Annotated in this window: 16 protein-coding genes; 8 read left to right on the plus strand and 8 right to left on the minus strand. The window is 64.3% G+C overall.

Features of this window, described 5'->3' with window-relative positions; all coding sequences use genetic code 11:
* Positions 1 to 24: 24 nt before the first annotated feature.
* Together B4394_RS03640 and sfnG are read right to left on the minus strand one after the other, a co-directional pair.
* The gene (locus B4394_RS03640) at positions 25 to 1,032 is read right to left on the minus strand and encodes a DUF5336 domain-containing protein (protein ID WP_078314132.1); all 1,008 of its coding nucleotides are present in this window, start codon (positions 1,030 to 1,032) and stop codon (positions 25 to 27) included.
* A gap of 114 nt (positions 1,033 to 1,146) precedes the next feature.
* Positions 1,147 to 2,268: a dimethylsulfone monooxygenase SfnG gene (gene sfnG / locus B4394_RS03645; RefSeq protein ID WP_078310334.1), complete on the minus strand. Its 1,122-nt coding sequence runs from the start codon at positions 2,266 to 2,268 to the stop codon at positions 1,147 to 1,149.
* A gap of 119 nt (positions 2,269 to 2,387) precedes the next feature.
* Between sfnG and B4394_RS03650 the strand changes: the two genes are divergently transcribed.
* Positions 2,388 to 3,236: an LLM class F420-dependent oxidoreductase gene (locus tag B4394_RS03650; RefSeq protein ID WP_078310337.1), complete on the plus strand. Its 849-nt coding sequence runs from the start codon at positions 2,388 to 2,390 to the stop codon at positions 3,234 to 3,236.
* Here B4394_RS03650 and B4394_RS03655 read toward each other — a convergent pair.
* From B4394_RS03655 to sucC, 3 genes are all read right to left on the minus strand, one after another.
* Positions 3,233 to 3,835 (minus strand): hypothetical protein, encoded by a 603-nt coding sequence (locus B4394_RS03655; protein ID WP_078314133.1) that lies wholly within the window; start codon positions 3,833 to 3,835, stop codon positions 3,233 to 3,235. The genes B4394_RS03650 and B4394_RS03655 overlap by 4 nt on opposite strands.
* A gap of 236 nt (positions 3,836 to 4,071) precedes the next feature.
* Positions 4,072 to 4,974, minus strand: coding sequence for a succinate--CoA ligase subunit alpha (sucD, locus tag B4394_RS03660; protein WP_078314134.1), 903 nt, complete (start codon positions 4,972 to 4,974; stop codon positions 4,072 to 4,074).
* 14 nt (positions 4,975 to 4,988) lie between these two features.
* A complete protein-coding gene (gene sucC, locus B4394_RS03665) occupies positions 4,989 to 6,152 on the minus strand; it encodes an ADP-forming succinate--CoA ligase subunit beta (protein WP_078314135.1) in 1,164 nt (387 codons plus the stop codon).
* A gap of 409 nt (positions 6,153 to 6,561) precedes the next feature.
* Here sucC and B4394_RS03670 point away from each other — a divergent pair, with 409 nt between their 5' ends.
* Positions 6,562 to 7,608: a M23 family metallopeptidase gene (locus B4394_RS03670; RefSeq protein WP_078314136.1), complete on the plus strand. Its 1,047-nt coding sequence runs from the start codon at positions 6,562 to 6,564 to the stop codon at positions 7,606 to 7,608.
* A 55-nt stretch (positions 7,609 to 7,663) separates the two neighbouring features.
* On the opposite strand, the gene pcrA is transcribed toward B4394_RS03670, so the two are convergent.
* Positions 7,664 to 10,039 (minus strand): DNA helicase PcrA, encoded by a 2,376-nt coding sequence (gene pcrA / locus B4394_RS03675; RefSeq protein ID WP_078314137.1) that lies wholly within the window; start codon positions 10,037 to 10,039, stop codon positions 7,664 to 7,666.
* A 340-nt stretch (positions 10,040 to 10,379) separates the two neighbouring features.
* Between pcrA and B4394_RS03680 the strand changes: the two genes are divergently transcribed.
* From B4394_RS03680 to pgi, 3 genes are read left to right on the plus strand one after another with little or no spacing between them, the layout of a single operon-like run.
* On the plus strand, positions 10,380 to 10,670 hold the full coding sequence (locus tag B4394_RS03680) for a chorismate mutase (RefSeq protein WP_078314138.1): 291 nt from the start codon (positions 10,380 to 10,382) through the stop codon (positions 10,668 to 10,670).
* Positions 10,671 to 10,700: 30 nt separating this feature from the next.
* Positions 10,701 to 11,576, plus strand: coding sequence for a hypothetical protein (locus tag B4394_RS03685; RefSeq protein WP_353647398.1), 876 nt, complete (start codon positions 10,701 to 10,703; stop codon positions 11,574 to 11,576).
* 42 nt (positions 11,577 to 11,618) lie between these two features.
* A complete protein-coding gene (pgi, locus tag B4394_RS03690) occupies positions 11,619 to 13,256 on the plus strand; it encodes a glucose-6-phosphate isomerase (protein WP_078314139.1) in 1,638 nt (545 codons plus the stop codon).
* Here the strand turns inward: pgi and B4394_RS03695 are convergent.
* Entirely contained in the window at positions 13,253 to 13,762 is a 510-nt protein-coding gene (locus B4394_RS03695) for a helix-turn-helix domain-containing protein (protein WP_078314140.1), read from the minus strand. The genes pgi and B4394_RS03695 overlap by 4 nt on opposite strands.
* A 129-nt stretch (positions 13,763 to 13,891) precedes the next feature.
* Between B4394_RS03695 and B4394_RS03700 the strand changes: the two genes are divergently transcribed.
* The 3 genes from B4394_RS03700 to B4394_RS03710 are packed head-to-tail and all read left to right on the plus strand — an operon-like array spanning position 13,892 to position 16,726.
* Positions 13,892 to 14,683: an aldolase gene (locus B4394_RS03700; RefSeq protein WP_078310359.1), complete on the plus strand. Its 792-nt coding sequence runs from the start codon at positions 13,892 to 13,894 to the stop codon at positions 14,681 to 14,683.
* On the plus strand, positions 14,680 to 15,567 hold the full coding sequence (locus B4394_RS03705) for a dihydrodipicolinate synthase family protein (RefSeq protein ID WP_078314141.1): 888 nt from the start codon (positions 14,680 to 14,682) through the stop codon (positions 15,565 to 15,567). The genes B4394_RS03700 and B4394_RS03705 overlap by 4 nt, the downstream gene beginning before the upstream one ends.
* Positions 15,568 to 15,589: 22 nt before the next feature.
* Positions 15,590 to 16,726 carry a GTP-binding protein gene (locus B4394_RS03710; protein ID WP_078314142.1) on the plus strand — a complete coding sequence of 379 codons (1,137 nt, stop codon included), beginning with the start codon at positions 15,590 to 15,592 and terminating at the stop codon, positions 16,724 to 16,726.
* A gap of 51 nt (positions 16,727 to 16,777) precedes the next feature.
* On the opposite strand, the gene B4394_RS03715 is transcribed toward B4394_RS03710, so the two are convergent.
* Positions 16,778 to 17,359: a CGNR zinc finger domain-containing protein gene (locus B4394_RS03715; RefSeq protein ID WP_078310371.1), complete on the minus strand. Its 582-nt coding sequence runs from the start codon at positions 17,357 to 17,359 to the stop codon at positions 16,778 to 16,780.
* Positions 17,360 to 17,414 lie beyond the last annotated feature (55 nt).

The raw sequence follows: 17,414 nt of genomic DNA on the forward strand, positions 1-17,414 counted from the left end.
GCCGATCACGGCAGTAAACACCGTCTAGTTGGAGGGACGAGAGGTGCCGAACAGATCGTCACCGCTGGCAGCGGCCGAACCGGCGCTGGCGCCGCCCTGCTGCTCACCACCGGGAGCCTGACCGCTGGCCGCACCAAAGGTGGGGTACTGCTGGGTCGGCTGCGACGACGCGGCCTGCTGAGCCGGCTGTGCCGACGGCGGCGTGAACCCGGTGCTGCTGAAGCCCTGCGGCGGAGTCGGAGGCGCCGACTGCGGCGGCTGCTGGCCGTAGCCGCCGTACGAGGGCGGCCCGGCGGGAGCGGGCTGCTGCTGGCCGTAGCCCTGCGCACCGGCCTGGCCGTAACCCTGAGCGGCCGGCTGACCGAAGCCCTGCTGCTGGCCGTAGCCCTGTGCACCGGCCTGGCCGTAGCCCTGCCCCTGCTTGGGAAGCTGCTGCTGTGGCTGCTGCGGCGGGGTGTAGTACTGGCTCTGCTGCGTCTGGTACTGGCTGCCAAACGGGTTGGTCGCCGGAGAGGCGGTCTTGGCCTTGACGACGCCCACCTCACTGAGCAGGGCGTAGACGGCGGCCGCGGCCTGCAGGCCGGACACCACGGCGAGCGTGATCAGGCCCCACCCGATGCCGACCTCACCGAAGGCGGCCGCGAACGGGTTGCCGAAAAGTCCACCAAGCACGAAGAGGAATCCGACGATCGACAGGATTGCCACGGGAGCCTGCTTGTCATCCTTGCCGGAGAGGAGCGAGACACCCGCGGTCAGACCGGCGATCAGCAGAGCGAACTGCGCGAAGCCGAAGACCGGCGACAAGGCCAGGAGGTCGAATCCGCCGAAGCTTCCCGATGTCCCCGAGCTGGCCTTCCCGGTGTAGAACGGCCCGAAGCCGGCAATGAAGCCGATCAGGCTCAGCACCAAGACACCACCGGGTAGGTAAACCCCCAGCGCGCCCGTGTTGGGCTCAGCCACAAAGGACGGGGTGCCGTACGGGTTGGACGGCTGCGCGGGCTGGTATCCGGGCCCACCGGTCGAATACGTCATTACATCTCCTACATCACGGTTTCGGTCGTGGTCTCGGGGTGGATCGCCTCCACGCTACTGCACCCGGCGCCGGTACGGACGCAGACAAGGCTAGACGCGGCCGAGGCACATCGGTTAGCTCAAAACCGGTACGCGATATTCGCTGTGGGTTTCCTGAGCGTCGGCCGCCTCGATCTCACGGACCAGTGGCAGCACCTTGGCGCCGAAGTATTCGATCTCCTCCTGGAAGTGCAGGAAGCCACCCAGGATCAGGTCCACACCCCGCCGCCGGTAGGCGACAATCCGCTCGGCGATCTGTTCCGGGGTACCGATGAGCTGGGTGCGGAATCCGTCGTTGTATTGCACGAGGTCCTCGAACGAGGAATCCGCCCACATCCCCTTCTTATCGCCGGTGGCCGAACCAGCCTGTTGAACGGCCGCGCGGAAACCCTCAACGGCGGGGCGGTTGGCCTTGGCGACAATCTCCCGTAGCACCTCGCGCGCTTCGGCCTCGGTATCTCTGGCGATGATGAAACCGTTGAGCCCGACGCTGACCTCGCGGCCGACGGTTCGGGCGTGGTCCCGGACCTCCACGATCTGGTCGGTGATACCGGCGAAGTCCTTCCCGTTGGAGAAATACCAGTCGGAGTACAGGCCGCCGTTGCGCCGTGCGGCCGTCGAGTTGCCGCCCTGGAACAGCTCCGGGGTGTGCAGCGGCTTCGGCTTCAGCGTGAAGTCGTGGATCCGATAGAAATCGCCCCGGAAGTCGACGTCATCCTCGGTCCAGATCTTGCGCAACACCTGGAGGAATTCGCCGCTTCGCCGATACCGCTCATCGTGCTCCAACCATGGTTCGCCCAAGTGCGTGAACTCGTCCTTGAACCATCCGGACACCACGTTGACGGCGAAGCGACCGCCCGACAAGTGATCAGCCGTCGCGCCCAGCTTGGCGAGCACACCCGGCTGCCAAAGCCCCGGGTGAACCGCGGCGATCACCTTGAGCCGCTCGGTGGCCAGCAGCAGAGCCAGGGAGAAACTGGTGGATTCGTGTTGATACTCGGCGCCGTAACTGGCCTCGTAGCGCACCTGGGTGAGCGCGTATTCGAAGCCGTTGTTCTCGGCCGCGCGTGCCAGGGCGACGTTGTAGTCGTAACCCCAGTCCGTGCGCTGCTCGATGGTGCTGGTGACCAGCCCGCCGCTGACATTGGGGACCCAGTACGCGAATTTGACGTGGTCGGATATCCGTTCGGTCGTCACGGGGATATGCAAACAGCGAACCCTTTGAGCGGTCATCCGTCTCGCTCACCGTGATCCGTTCCCCTGCGGGTTTGGGCCCCACCCTCGACAACAAAACTGGAACACGTTCTAATTGGTGGATGGACTACGGGCTCGTTCTGTTCACCAGTGACCGCGGCATCTCGCCGGACATCGCCGCCAAGGCGGCCGAGGACGGCGGGTTCAGCACCTTCTACGTTCCCGAACACACGCATATCCCGATCAAGCGCGAGGCCGCGCATCCCGGGACCGGCGGCGCGGAACTACCCGACGACCGCTACATGCGCACCTTGGATCCATGGGTGTCGCTCGGCGCCGCGTGTGCGGTGACCTCAAAGATCCGGCTGGCCACCGCGGTCGCGATCCCCGTCGAACACGATCCCATTACCCTCGCCAAATCGATTGCCACCCTTGATCACATGAGCGGCGGCCGGGTTACCGTCGGCGTCGGATACGGCTGGAACACTGACGAGCTGGCCGATCACAACGTTCCCGCCGGCCGTCGCCGCACCATGCTACGCGAGTACATCGAGGCGATGCGCAAGCTCTGGGAGAACGAAGAGGCCAGCTATTCAGGCGAATTCGTCAATTTCGGCCCCAGCTGGGCGTGGCCCAAGACGGTGCAGAAGCATGTGCCGGTGATCGTGGGCGCGGGCGGCACCGAGAAGAACTTCAAGTGGATCGCGAAGAACGCCGACGGCTGGATGTCGACCCCACGCGACGAGGACATCACCGGCAAGATCGTGGCGCTCAAAGAGGAGTGGGCGGCGGCCGGCCGTGCGGGCGACCCACTGATCTACGTGCTGGCGGGCAAGCCGGACCCCGAGCAGCTCGCCGCGTGGCGCGAGCTGGGTGTCACCGAGGCGATCTTCGGGATGCCCGATCGCTCCGAGGACGAGGTGCGGGCATACATCGAACGGCTGTCCGGAAAACTGGCCGCATTCGCCTAACGCACGGAGAACGGCGGCTGAGCCGCGAACCTCTGTTCCACTCGAACGGTTGGCGTCACCCGCGCCACCCAACGACGTAGACGCGATAGCGGATGATCGGGAAACTTATCGTCCCAACGTATTTCGTCGGCGATGTTGTACGGGATGCCCGGTTCGAGATCAGGCGCGTACGGGTGCGGGGGCCACATGCGCGATGACGGATCGCCAACCGCCAGCAGTTCTTCCAGCACGGTCGCCTCGCGCACCCCGGTCACCGGCCCCTCCGCGAACGCTCCGCAGACCATCGCGTACGAATGCGCACGCGGAACGACTATCGATGCCATGAAGGTGAGCCCTTGCGGGGCATCAGCTTTCGGAACCTTCACCACGTACAACAGGCCCGGGAGGGTATCGACGCCAACGATGTAGGCCTCAATGACTCCAGCGCGCCGAGCGAGCACCGTCTCGACGAGCGCACGGCGCACCACGCTCAGATCCTCCAGCGGCACCGACAGGTAGGGACCCCGCGAATCGGATACCCAGAACTGATCGCCGGTCGCCGGGTCGTACCAGCCGTCAACGCTCGGCACCAGCCCGGATGTGTCGAACGAGAGGCCCACGAACCGAGAAGGTAGCCGGTCACCAGGGGCGACGATGCCCCGTCATCCGATTGTTCATGCGTAGGTCACACAATCTCACTGAACGAAACCCGAGATCGCCTGACAGTAGATCCGGCGCCTCCAGAGAGATGAAAGGTGCTACCGGAGGCGCGATTTCGGCCAGAATGCGGCAACATGGGCGAAACGACAAGGACCCCAACCGGGAATCCGGTCGGGGCCCTTGCGTAAGCAACCTGTTACAGGCTCTGCAGGATCTCGCGAGCCAGCTTGGCGGTCTCGGACGGCGTCTTGCCGACCTTCACGCCGGCGGCCTCAAGGGCCTCCTTCTTGGCCTGAGCGGTACCCGAGCTGCCGGACACGATGGCACCGGCGTGACCCATGGTCTTGCCCTCGGGGGCCGTGAAGCCCGCGACGTAGCCGACGACAGGCTTGGACACGTTGGCCTTGATGTAGTCGGCCGCACGCTCCTCGGCGTCGCCACCGATCTCACCGATCATCACGATGATCTTGGTCTCCGGGTCCTTCTCGAACGCCTCGATGGCGTCGATGTGGGTGGTGCCGATGACCGGGTCTCCGCCAATGCCGATGGCAGTCGAGAAACCGAAATCGCGCAGCTCGTACATCATCTGGTAGGTCAGCGTGCCGGACTTCGACACCAGGCCGACCGGACCCGTGCCGGTGATGTTGTTCGGCGTGATGCCGACCAGCGCCTCACCGGGGGTGATGATGCCGGGGCAGTTGGGCCCGATGATCCGGGTCTTGTTGCCCTTCTCAAGGTTGTAGGCCCACGCATATGCGCTGTCCTGCACCGGGATTCCCTCGGTGATCACGACCAGCAGCGGGATCTCGGCGTCGATGGCCTCGATGATCGCGTCCTTGGAGAACGCGGGCGGCACGAAGGCGATCGACACGTCGGCGCCGGTCTCCTTGATGGCCTCGGCCACCGAACCGAAGACCGGGAGCTCGACGTCGTTGCCGTCTGCATCCTTGTGCGACACCGTAGTTCCGGCCTTGCGGGCGTTCACGCCGCCCACGACCTGGGTGCCGGCCTTGAGCATCAGTGCGGTGTGCTTGGTGCCCTCACCGCCGGTGATGCCCTGGACGATGACCTTCGAATCCTTGTTCAGAAAGATAGACATTGATTCAAGCTCCCTTACTTGCTCGCCAGCTCGGCGGCCTTGTCGGCACCGGCGTCCATGGTCTCGGCCTGGATGACCAGCGGATGGTTGAACTCGGCCAGGATCGCGCGGCCCTCGTCGACCTTGTTGCCGTCGAGACGGACCACGAGCGGCTTGCTTGCCGTGCCACCGAGAGTCTTCAGGGCGCCGACGATGCCGTTGGCGACAGCGTCACACGCGGTGATGCCACCGAACACGTTCACGAAGACGCTCTTGACCTGCGAATCGCCCAGGATGACGTCGAGACCGGCGGCCATGACCTCGGCCGAGGCGCCACCGCCGATGTCCAGGAAGTTGGCGGGCTTCACGCCGTTGTGGTTCTCGCCGGCGTAGGCGACCACGTCGAGAGTCGACATGACCAGACCCGCGCCGTTGCCGATGATGCCGACCTGGCCGTCAAGCTTGACGTAGTTGAGGTCGTGTTCCTTGGCCTTGAGCTCCAGCGGATCGGTGGAGTCCTTGTCTTCGAACTCGGCGTGGCCGGGCTGGCGGAAGTCGGCATTGCCGTCCAGGGTGACCTTGCCGTCCAGGGCCAGGATCTGATCATCGGGGGTACGCACCAGCGGGTTGACCTCAACCAGGGTGGCGTCCTCACCGACGAACACCTCCCACAGCTTCTGGATGGTTACCGCGGCGGCATCCAGGACTGCGGCGGGCAGCTTGCCCTTCTCGGCGATCTCACGGGCCAGAGCCAGATCGACGCCCTTGACCGCGTCGACCGGCACCTTGGCCAGCGCGTCGGGGTTCTCCTCGGCCGTGACCTCGATCTCCACGCCACCTTCGACCGAACACATGGCCAGGTAGGTGCGGTTAGCGCGATCCAGCAGGAAGGAGATGTAGTACTCCTCGGCGATATCGCTGGCCTCGGCGACGAGGATCTTCTTGACGACATGGCCCTTGATGTCCAGGCCCAAGATGTTCTGTGCGTGTGTAAAAGCGTCATCGGGAGTGGCGGCGTACTTCACACCACCAGCCTTGCCACGTCCACCAACCTTGACCTGCGCCTTGATCATCACCGGCTTACCGATTTCTTCGGCGATCGCCTTGGCATCCTCGGCGGTGGTGGTAACCCGGCCCGGCGTCGTCGGCACGTTGTGCTTAGCGAACAGCTCCTTGGCCTGGTACTCGAAAAGATCCATCTACTAGCCCTCATCTTCGATCGGCACTATTGCACTAGGGACTGTAGCCAAGGCCACAGCGGCGCCCCTCACTACTTCTGAGTAAGTGGCCGAATTCACCACCTGGTCACTCATAGAATTCATCATTTGGCTACCCGCTGGCAGGACTCGAACGCGTCTGTAACCGGTTTCAGTTCGGTCACAGGGGGTCGCCATACGGCCGTGATCTGTGGTGAGGTAGCCACGGCGAGATTCGGCAACGAAGCCGCGGCTTGGGAGCCCTATCAGCGCCTTCGTGACACAAGTCACATTTATATGCGTTTCGGCGCATTGAGTTGCGACTCCCCTTGCCCAACCGTTACCTTCTCTTGGGTTAGATCACGTTTTGGTCACGCTAGGTCGTGACGCCGAACGGAAGACTGGCGAGGTTTTGACACAGCATCGAACGACACGCACGCGTGGTGATCGAAGCGCGGCACCGAGTGAGAACGAGATCACCAACATCGTGCCGATCGACGAGTTCGGCCTGAGTGATGCGCTGGAACGTCCCGAGCTTGAGGATTACGACGTCTACGAGGACGCCCCGGAAGAGGACGCCGAGACGGAGCACCAGGCCGCTCTCGCCCAGATCGAGCAGGACTGGGAAGAGGACACCGACGAAGCCGACCGGATCCGCGCCTCCATCGAGGCCACCGCGGACTGGTTCGCCGCCTCTGCCGCACGCACTAGAGACCCTCGCGACACCCCCACCGACAAGCTGCCCAAGATCAGCAGCGGAGGCGCACACCGCCGCCGCGAGATCGGTCAGGTAGGCAAGACGCGCATCGCCCTGGCAGCCATGGCCGCCGGTGCAGCTGCAGCTGCCGGGTATAGCGCGCTGAGCGAGCACGATGCCGCAGCGGCCGCAGATCGTCACAGCCTCGCGTTGGGCAGCTCCGCAGCGGTGATGGCCGCCCACGGGCCGCAGTTGATCTCCGCGCCACTGGCCACCGACACCTCGATCACCGACGAGCAGCTGGCGAAGGCCACCGCCTTCGCTTCCGAGCGTGCGGACCGCGAGAAGCGTCTGTTGGCTCCGCGCTTCGTGATGCCCGCAAACGGCACCTTCACCTCCGGCTTCGGTTACCGCTGGGGTGCCCTGCACGGCGGCATCGACATCGCCAACAGCATCGGCACTCCGATCGTGGCCGCGGCAGATGGCGTCGTCATCGCGACGGGCCCGACCGCCGGCTACGGCGCCTGGGTCAAGATCCGCCACTCGGACGGCACCGTGACCCTGTACGGCCACATCAACACCTGGGAAGTATCGGTGGGCCAGCGCGTGATGGCGGGTGACCGCATCGCCACCATCGGCAACCGCGGTAACTCGACCGGGCCGCACCTGCACTTCGAAGTGCTGCTAGGTGGATCGCAGCGCATCGACCCGCAGGGCTGGTTGGCCAACAAGGGCATCACCTTCAGCCGCTTCGGCGACTAGTCATAGCCTTCAACGCCGAGTGTGAGCAGCGCCGCTCACGCTCGGCGTTTTTGTTCTAGAGCTTCTGCACGGGCGCGAAGTTGTGCATCAGCTTCACGCGTCCGTCGCTGCCGAAGTCGATGAGCGCTGTGGCGCTCTCGCCAACACCAGTCACCTCCATGACCTTGCCCAGCCCGTACTTGTCGTGGCTCACCCGATCACCGGGTTCGAGCACCAGCAGCGGCTTGGTGCGCTTCTTGGACGGAGCACCCAACGAGCCGCCGCCCCCGCGCGATCCACTGGACCCATAGCCACCGCCGCCGTAGCTTCCGGCACCAGTCGCGATCCGTCCCGGCAGCGGATCCGTGCGCCGCCATTCGATCAGATCTTGCGGAATCTCTTGCAGGAAGCGCGATTCCGGATTCATCATGGGCTGCCCCCACGACGAGCGCACCTTGGCGCGGCTCAGGTACAGACGCTGACGGGCCCGCGTGATCCCGACGTAGGCAAGTCGGCGTTCCTCGGCCAGCTCCACCGGATCCCCGAGGGCGCGCATGTGCGGGAACATGCCGTCCTCCCAGCCAGTGACGAAGACCACCGGGAATTCCAGCCCCTTGGCGGTGTGCAGAGTCATCATCGTGACCACACCGGCCGTCGATTCGGGCAGCTCGTCGGCGTCGGCAACCAGCGACACCCGCTCCAGGAACGCCTCTAGGCTTCCCGGAGGCGCACCGACATCCTCGTCGTCAACCGGCAGATCATCCCCCGCCGCTTGGGCATTTGCCGCATCCGCACTGAATTCATGTGCGACGCTGACTAATTCATTGAGGTTATCGAGACGCGCCAGCTCCTGGGGATCGCTGCTGTTCTCCAGTTCGTATCGATACCCGGTGTGGTTGAGCACGGCGTCGACCACATCGCCGATATCCGGTAACGCCCCCGGATCGGTGCGTAACGTGGCGCGGATCTCGTCGAGCATGTCCATGAAGGCGGCAATTGCCTTCTCGGAGCGAGAGTTCAGCATCGCGACCTTGCCCGCGGCGGCATCTGCGAGCGCCTCCCCGAAACCGATGCCGGCGGTCTCCGCGTGTACGGCGACACACGCCTCGGCCCGGTCCCCGATGCCCCGGCGCGGGGTGTTGAGGATCCGCCGCAGGCTCACCGCGTCACCCGGGTTGGTCAGCACCCTCAGGTAGGCGACGATGTCGCGGATTTCCTTGCGCTCGTAGAACCGCACTCCCCCAACGACTTTGTACGGGATGCCGGTTCGGATGAAGATCTCTTCGAGTGACCTGGAGTTGTTGTTGGTGCGGTAGAACACCGCGACGTCGCCATAGTTGGCGTCGCTGCGATCGAAGAGCGCGTCGATCTCCCGGGCGATGAAGGACGCCTCATCATGTTCGTTGTCCGCGACGTAGCCGACGATCAGCTCGCCCTCGCCGGAATCGGTCCACAGCCGCTTTTCTCTACGGTTCGAGTTCTTCGCGATGACGGCATTGGCCGCCGACAGGATGTTCTGCGTGGATCGATAATTCTGTTCCAGCAGAATGGTTTTCGCGTTCGGATAGTCGCGCTCGAATTCCTCGATGTTGCGGATCGTGGCGCCACGGAAGGCGTAGATGGACTGGTCGGCATCACCCACCACGCACAGCTCCGCGGGTTCCGGGCTGTCCGGATCGACCGTACGGTCCACGTGAGCACCTACCAGTTCGCGGACCAAGATGTATTGGGCATGGTTGGTGTCCTGGTACTCGTCAACCAGGATGTGCCGGAACTTGCGGCGGTAGAACTGCGCGATCTGCGGAAACTGCTGCAGTACGGCGACCGTCTCACCGATGAGATCGTCGAAGTCCAGAGCGTTCGCCGTACGCAGACGCCGCTGGTACTCGCCATACACATCGGCGACGATTCGGCGTAGCTCACCGGCGTCATCATCGACGCTGAGGTTGGCCACGGCCTGCTCCGGCGAGATGAGCTCGTTCTTCAGGTTGGAGACGGCGGTCGCCAGCAGCCGTGGCGAGTAGCGCTTGATGTCCAGGCCCATATCGCGGCCGATCATCTGCAGCAGCCGCCGCGAGTCATCGGAGTCGTAGATCGAGAAGTTGGAATTCAATCCGGGCAGCAGAGAGGCCTGGTTCCGCAGAATGCGCACGCAGCTGGAGTGGAACGTCGACACCCACATCGAGTTGGCACGTCGGCCCACGAGGTTCGCGACGCGCTCGCGCATCTCGGCGGCGGCCTTGTTGGTGAAGGTGATGGCCAGGATCTGTCCCGGGCTCACGTCCCGCTCGGCCAGCAGGTAAGCGATGCGGCGGGTCAACACCGCGGTCTTGCCGGACCCGGCGCCGGCGACGATGAGCAGTGGGGACCCCTCGTGCGCGACGGCGGCACGCTGCTGCGGGTTCAGCCCCTCGAGCAACGCATCGCTGTGGGAACTCGAAGTGCTGGGCATGTCGAAGAGCGCGGGCTCAGGAAGGGCCGATGAGCCGCTTGGGCGAAGAGAATCAGGTATAGCCATGACCGATCTAACTTACCGCTGACGAGGGACAATCTCGGCCTGACGCACGTCCCGCAAGCGTTCATCGCATGTCGGCTACACTCTTTGATGTGCTTGACCACCAGCAGCGATTTTTTTACGGGTACCGGACTACGGTGCCCGTGGTCTAGCCGATTCACGAGCCCCGCAGTCCGCTACCGGACTACGGGGCTCCTCTCTTGTGAGGCCGGATTCCGGGGCGGCATTGCGGATCGAACCGCTCCAAGAGAAAGTGTGAGACAGAATGACTACTCAAATGACCGAGAACGCCAGCCAAAAAGATATCGACCAGGCCACTGAGCCCGCGGCCGATATCGATGAGCTGCGCAAGGAGATCGACCGGCTCGACGCGGAGATCCTCGCGGCGATCAAGCGCCGCACCGAGGTCTCCCGTGAAATCGGTAAGGCCCGGATGGCCTCGGGTGGTCCGCGCCTTGTGCACAGCCGCGAGATGAAGGTTCTCGAACGCTTCAGCGAACTGGGCCAGGAAGGCCACACTCTGGCCATGTTGCTGCTGCGCCTGGGCCGCGGCAGATTGGGACACTAATCCCGGCTGGAACCGACAGGGAGGGATCCGTTGAGCGACCAAGACAAGGCCGAGGACAAGCCCGACGCCACGGGCGCCGACACCTCGAAGGCCGAGGGTAAGAACGTCCCCGCCAAGGGCGAAGTCGCAGCGGACAAATCCGCACCGAAGGACGGCAACCCGGAGGACGCCGAGGACGAGTCGGTGGACTACGACCTGGAGGCCGCCGTCGCCGCCGAACCGACGCCCACGCGCAGGTTCGTCGCCAGGCACGCCACCAAGATCGTCATCGGGGTGCTGGCGGTCTGTCTGGCCGCGGTGACGGCGGTGGCCGCCGGGCTCTGGGTCGAGAACAACCGGACGATCGAAGACACACCCCAAGCGCGCCCGACCGTAAAGCTCGGCGTGCCTCTTGTGAACCCAGAGGCGCCGACGAGCAGCACCACGACGACCACAACAAGGTCACGGACCAGGACGAGCAGCAGCACCACGACGACCAACAGCTCTTCCAGCACGGCCACCAGTGCCGGACGCTCCACCTCGACCACGACGCCGAGCACGGGGTCGGCCACCACCAGCATCTCGGTGCCGGGCCCCACCACCTCGTCGGTGCCGCGTGAGGCGACCAAGGAGGAGGAGCGCGAGCTGACGGACGTGCTCAAGGAGTTTTATGCCGCACTCGGCGCCAAGAACCTCGACGTGCTCAACGCGCTGTCCTGCGTGACGATCACCGACGAGGACCTTGAGGGTCAACCCGATGATCTGAAGATCAACGTGGACAAGGTGGAAAAGTCGGTCGTCAATGGCGATACCGCCTCGTCGCGGGTGACAATCACCGCATCGGCCGGCGGGAAGACCGAGACCAAGACGGGTATCGCCGGGTTCGCCCGGATCAGCAGCCGATGGGTTACCTGCGCCAACCAATAGGCAGCCCTGCAGCCTCCGAGCGCCGCTACTAGGCTCGGTCGCATGACACTCGCAGCGGCGTGGCAGGCACTGGAAACTCATCACAAGCAGATCGCCTCCACACATCTTCGAGAATTCTTCACCGACGACCCGACTCGGGGAAGCGACCTGACCGTCACGGTCGGTGACCTGTACATCGATTACAGCAAGCACCGTCTGACCCGCGAAACCCTGTCGCTGCTGGTCGATTTGGCCAAGGCAGCCAATCTCGAGGGGCGCCGTGACGCCATGTTCGCCGGGGCGCATATCAACACCTCCGAGGACCGCGCGGTGTTGCACACCGCGCTGCGCCTGCCCCGCGACACGCAGCTGGTGGTCGACGGACAGGACGTGGTCGCCGATGTACACCAAGTGCTCGATGCCATGGGCGACTTCACCGACCGGCTACGCAGCGGAGAGTGGACCGGGGCGACCGGGCAGCGCATCACCGCCGTCGTCAACATCGGGATCGGCGGTTCCGACCTCGGACCGGTGATGGTGTACCAGGCACTGCGTCACTACGCCGACGCCGGGATCTCGGCGAGATTTGTCTCCAATGTGGACCCCGCGGACCTGGTGGCCACACTCGCCGACCTGGACCCGGCGACAACGCTTTTCATCGTCGCCTCGAAAACGTTCTCGACGCTGGAGACACTCACCAACGCGACCGCGGCACGGCGCTGGCTCGTGGACGCACTCGGCGAGGACGCCGTCTCCAAGCACTTCGTCGCCGTCTCCACCAACGCGAAGCTGGTCTCGGAGTTCGGAATCAACACCGACAACATGTTCGGCTTCTGGGATTGGGTCGGCGGTCGCTACTCGGTGGACTCGGCAATCGGCCTCTCGGTGATCGCGGTGATCGGGCGTGAGGCATTCGGCGAATTCCTGGCCGGGTTCCACACTGTCGACGAGCACTTCCGCACCGCGCCTCTGGAAGAGAACGCGCCGGCGCTCCTGGGCCTCATCGGTTTGTGGTACTCGAATTTCTTTGGCGCACAGTCACGTGGGGTGCTTCCCTACTCGAACGACCTGGCAAGGTTCGCGGCGTATCTGCAGCAGCTGACCATGGAGTCCAATGGCAAGTCGGTGAAGGCCGACGGCGCACCCGTGACCGTCGATACCGGCGACATCTACTGGGGTGAGCCCGGAACCAACGGTCAGCACGCCTTCTACCAGCTGCTGCACCAGGGCACCCGGTTGATTCCGGCGGACTTCATCGGCTTCAGCGAGCCCACCGATGATCTGCCCACCGCCGACGGCACCGGCAGCATGCACGACCTGCTGATGAGTAACTTCTTCGCGCAGACGCAGGTGCTGGCCTTCGGCAAGACCGCCGAGGAGATCGCCGCCGAGGGCACCGCACCAAGTGTCGTCCCGCACAAGGTGATGCCGGGAAACCGGCCCAGCACAACCATTCTCGCCACCAAGCTGACACCCTCGACGGTCGGTCAACTGATCGCACTCTACGAGCATGAGGTGTTCACCGCGGGTACGGTCTGGGGTATCGACTCCTTTGACCAGTGGGGAGTGGAACTGGGCAAGAAGCAGGCCGTCGCCCTGCTGCCTGTCATCACCGACGACGCATCACCGGCACAGCAGACCGACAGCTCCACGGACACCCTGGTGCGCTACTACCGGCAGGCACGCGGCCGAGCGCGTTAGGTCGCGGCGATGATGACCACCAGCGCCGGCGTCTTCGACGTGCGGCGGATCCGGTGGGTGCGGGTGGCGTCAAGGTACGCGCTGTCCCCTTCGTCGAGGACATAACTGACGTCTTCGCACTGCAACTCGATCGACCCGCGATGCACGAACACGAACTCCTGCCCTTCGTGGGAGGACCTATGCTCGGCGAATTCCGTGGACGGGCTAGCCAGGAACGGCGTCATGATCTTGCCGAGCATCTCGGTGCTCAGCGCGTGAAACTTACTGTCATCCCAGTCATCCGCACCGCGATCCACCACCACCCGGGACTCATGGGCGTCGTTGGTGAACAGTCGGCTGACGTCGACTTCGAGGGCCTGCGCGATACGTATCGCCACGGACACCGACGGCGTGCTGTGCTCGCGCTCGACTTTCGATAGATAGCTCTTGGTCAGACCGGTGCGGCTGCCCAGTTCTTCCAAGGTCAGGCCACGTTCCCGGCGCAGCGCGCGCACCAGCGATGTCATGAGGCCAGTGTGACACGAAGGTTCCCATCGGCCACTTATCCCGGCATACATACAACAATGTTGACTATATGACACAGAGTGTCCTACAGTGGTGATCGCACAGCCCGAGATCAGAAAGGAGCACGGAAAATGGCCACCACACTTCAGGACACCAAGTCAGCTCTGATGAATCGCGCCGAGCGCAGCATGGAGACGCACTTCTCCGACTCGGAATGGACCACACGACAGAAGGTCGCACTCACCTGCCGCGCACTGTTCGACCGCGGACATGATTCCGGCCTCGCCGGACAGATCACCGCGCGCGCCGAGGAACCCGGCACCTTCTACACCCAACGACTCGGACTTGGATTCGACGAAATTACCGAGGAGAACCTGCTACTGGTTGACGAGGACCTCAACGTTCTCGAGGGATCCGGAATGGCCAACCCCGCCAACCGCTTCCACAGCTGGATCTACCGGGCCCGCCCCGACGTGCAGTGCATCGTGCATACTCACCCGTTCCATGTCGCGGCGCTGTCCATGCTGGAGACGCCGCTCGTGGTGTCGCAGATGGATATCGCCCCCTTGTATGACGACTGCGCTTTTCTGCCCGACTGGCCAGGGGTGCCTGTCGGAAACGAAGAGGGCGAGATCATCTCGGCCGCACTGGGAGACAAGAAGGCGATACTGCTCGCCCACCACGGCCATGTCGTCGCCGGCGCCTCCGTCGAGGAATCCTGCTCGCTGGCGGTATTGATCGAGCGCGGCGCCAAGCTGCAGTTGGCCGCCATGGCGGCGGGAACCATCGCCCCCCTGCCCGACCGGCTGGCCCGCGAGGCTCACGACTGGACGCTCACCCCCAGGCGCAGCATCGCCAACTTCGCGTACTACGCGCGCACCGCGCTCGCCAATCACCCTGAGACCCTGAGGAAAACCACATGACCTCCACACCCCAGTTCCGTGGAATCATCGCCTACCCCGTGACCCCCTTCCTTCCCGACGACACCGTGGACACCGATCGGCTCGCCGAACTGGTGTCCCGGCTCGTCGAGGATGGCGTTCACGCCATCGCGCCGCTGGGCAGCACGGGCGAGTCCGCCTATCTTGAGGAACGCGAATTCGACGCCGTCGTCGACACCACCGTTGCCGCCGTGAACAAGAGGGTGCCCGTCATCGTCGGGGCCTCGGATCTCACCACCGCCAACACCATTCGACGGGCACGTCACGCCCAGCAGGCCGGAGCCGACGCGGTGATGGTACTGCCAGTGTCGTACTGGAAGCTCAGCGACCGCGAGATCGCGCAGCACTTCGCTTCCGTGGCCGCGGCCATCGACATTCCCGTGATGGCCTACAACAACCCCGCCACCAGCGGCGTAGACATGCAACCCGAACTCCTGGTGTCGATGTTCCGCGATATCGACAACTTCACCATGGTCAAGGAATCGACAGGCGACCTCAACCGGATGCTCGGCATCCAACGCCTCAGCGACGGACAGCTGCCCTTCTACAACGGCAGCAATCCCCTGGTGCTCGACGCACTCAACGCCGGCGCATCCGGATGGTGCACCGCCGCACCATGTTTGGCGACACAGCCGTGCCTGGATCTCTACGAGGCCGTGCGCGCCGGACGCCACGACGACGCCGCGTCGATCTACAAGGGACTCAAGCCGCTCCTGCAGTTCATCGTCGCGGGCGGGTTACCGACCACCGTCAAGGCCGGACTGGAATTACAGGGGCGTGCCGTCGGCGACCCGAGGCGCCCGTTGCTCCCGCTGGATTCTCAGGGCCGCGAGACATTGAAGGGCATCCTGGCGTCGACTTATTAATGATAATGGTTATCATTATCATGTGACCCCAGCCCAGCTCTTACCCGTAACCGTGCTCTCCGGATTCCTCGGAGCGGGAAAAACCACCCTCCTCAACCACATCCTGGCCAATACCGAGGGCCGCCGCGTCGCGGTGATCGTCAACGATATGAGCGAGGTGAACATCGACGCCGCCCTCGTTGCGGGCACAGGACACCTGGACCGCACCGAGGAACGGCTCGTCGAGCTCACCAACGGCTGTATCTGCTGCACCTTGCGCGAGGATCTGATCGAAGCCGTCGGAGACCTGGCCCGGCAGAACCGATTTGACCAGCTCGTCATCGAGTCAACGGGTATCTCCGAGCCCATGCCAGTTGCTGCCTCGTTTACCTGGGAGTTCGAGGACGGAACCAGCCTGGGGCAAGTAGCCCAGCTCGATACCATGGTGACGGTCGTCGACGCGTCCACCTTCTTGCCCGAACTGGCGCGCGGTGAGGCGCTGGCCGACCGCGATATGGCTGCGGCCGACGGCGACGGCCGGTCCATCGCCGATCTGCTCACCGATCAGGTGGAGTTCGCGGACGTCCTGATCCTCAACAAGGTGGATCTGGTGAACGAACGGACCCTCGGAATGGTGGAGACGCTGCTGCGCCGCCTCAATCCAACGGCGACGATCGTGCGATCCACCGGTGGCGCCGTCGACCTCGATCTCGTGCTGCAGACGGGATTGTTCGACCCGGACCTGGCCGCCCAAACACCTGGCTGGGACGAGGAGATCGCCGACGGGCACACACCCGAAACCGAGGAATACGGCATCAGCAGCATGACCTTCCGCTCGGACCGCCCGTTTCACCCGCAGCGCCTCAACACCGCGCTGGAATCACTGCAAGGGCTATTGCGCAGCAAGGGATTCTGCTGGATCGCCAGCCGTCCCGATATCGCCGCGATCTGGTCGCAGGCGGGGCCGAACCTGACGATCGAACCAGCCCAGTTCTGGCACGGCGCCGAGGTCGCGCCGGGCCAGGAGATTGTCTTCATCGGGGTACGTCTGGACCGTCCGCGCGTGCGGCATCTTCTGGAGTCCGCAGTGCTCACCGACGAGGAGCTAGCGGCCGGACCGCAGGCCTGGCGTGACTACCTCGATCCCCTACCGGCGTGGGGTGTCATGCACGCCCACTAACGCCCGCCTGTCATCGGGTTTAACGCTCTTCGCGCAAGCGGCTCATCGGGTTTAACGCTCTTCGCGCAAGCGGCTCATCGCCGCCTTTTTGGCCCTGTTCCCGCAGGTGTTCATGTTGCACCAGCGCCTGTTATTGGCGCGACTGGTATCGACGTAGAGGCCATGGCACTGCTCATCCGAGCACGCCTTCACACGATCGCGATCGGGCCCGCCCAGTGTCTCGATCGCATCGGCAGCGATGACCGACAGTGCATCCGCGATGCTCGCGCCTTGCCAGATTGCCTCGCCATTCCCGAACAACCTGTGGGCATGTCCATTTCGGGAGAACTTGTTCAACACCCGGACCGTTGCCGACGCGATCGTGCCGCCATCCGCGATCGCGGCACCCGCACGGTGAATGCTCTCGCGCAGCTCCTTGGCATTGGCCAGGTTGGCTTCGGTCACCGTCGCATCCGAGAAGTCCAGCCCATTGGCCCGCAGCCACAACCCCAGCCGCCCCGGATCGGTGAGCCGCTCGGTGGCCGCCCCCGCGCGATCGAACACCGTCGCAGTGAAACGGAACGCCAGCACCGCGTTGTCCAGCCGGAAGATCGCCCCCACATCCCGCGACGCACCCTGAGTCATGCGAACCATCTTAACCGGTTCGACAGATCGTCAACGGTGATCTACGGTGGAACCGTCTGAACCG

The sequence above is a fragment of the Mycobacterium sp. D16Q16 genome (assembly GCF_002013745.1).
Lineage (GTDB): Bacteria > Actinomycetota > Actinomycetes > Mycobacteriales > Mycobacteriaceae > Mycobacterium.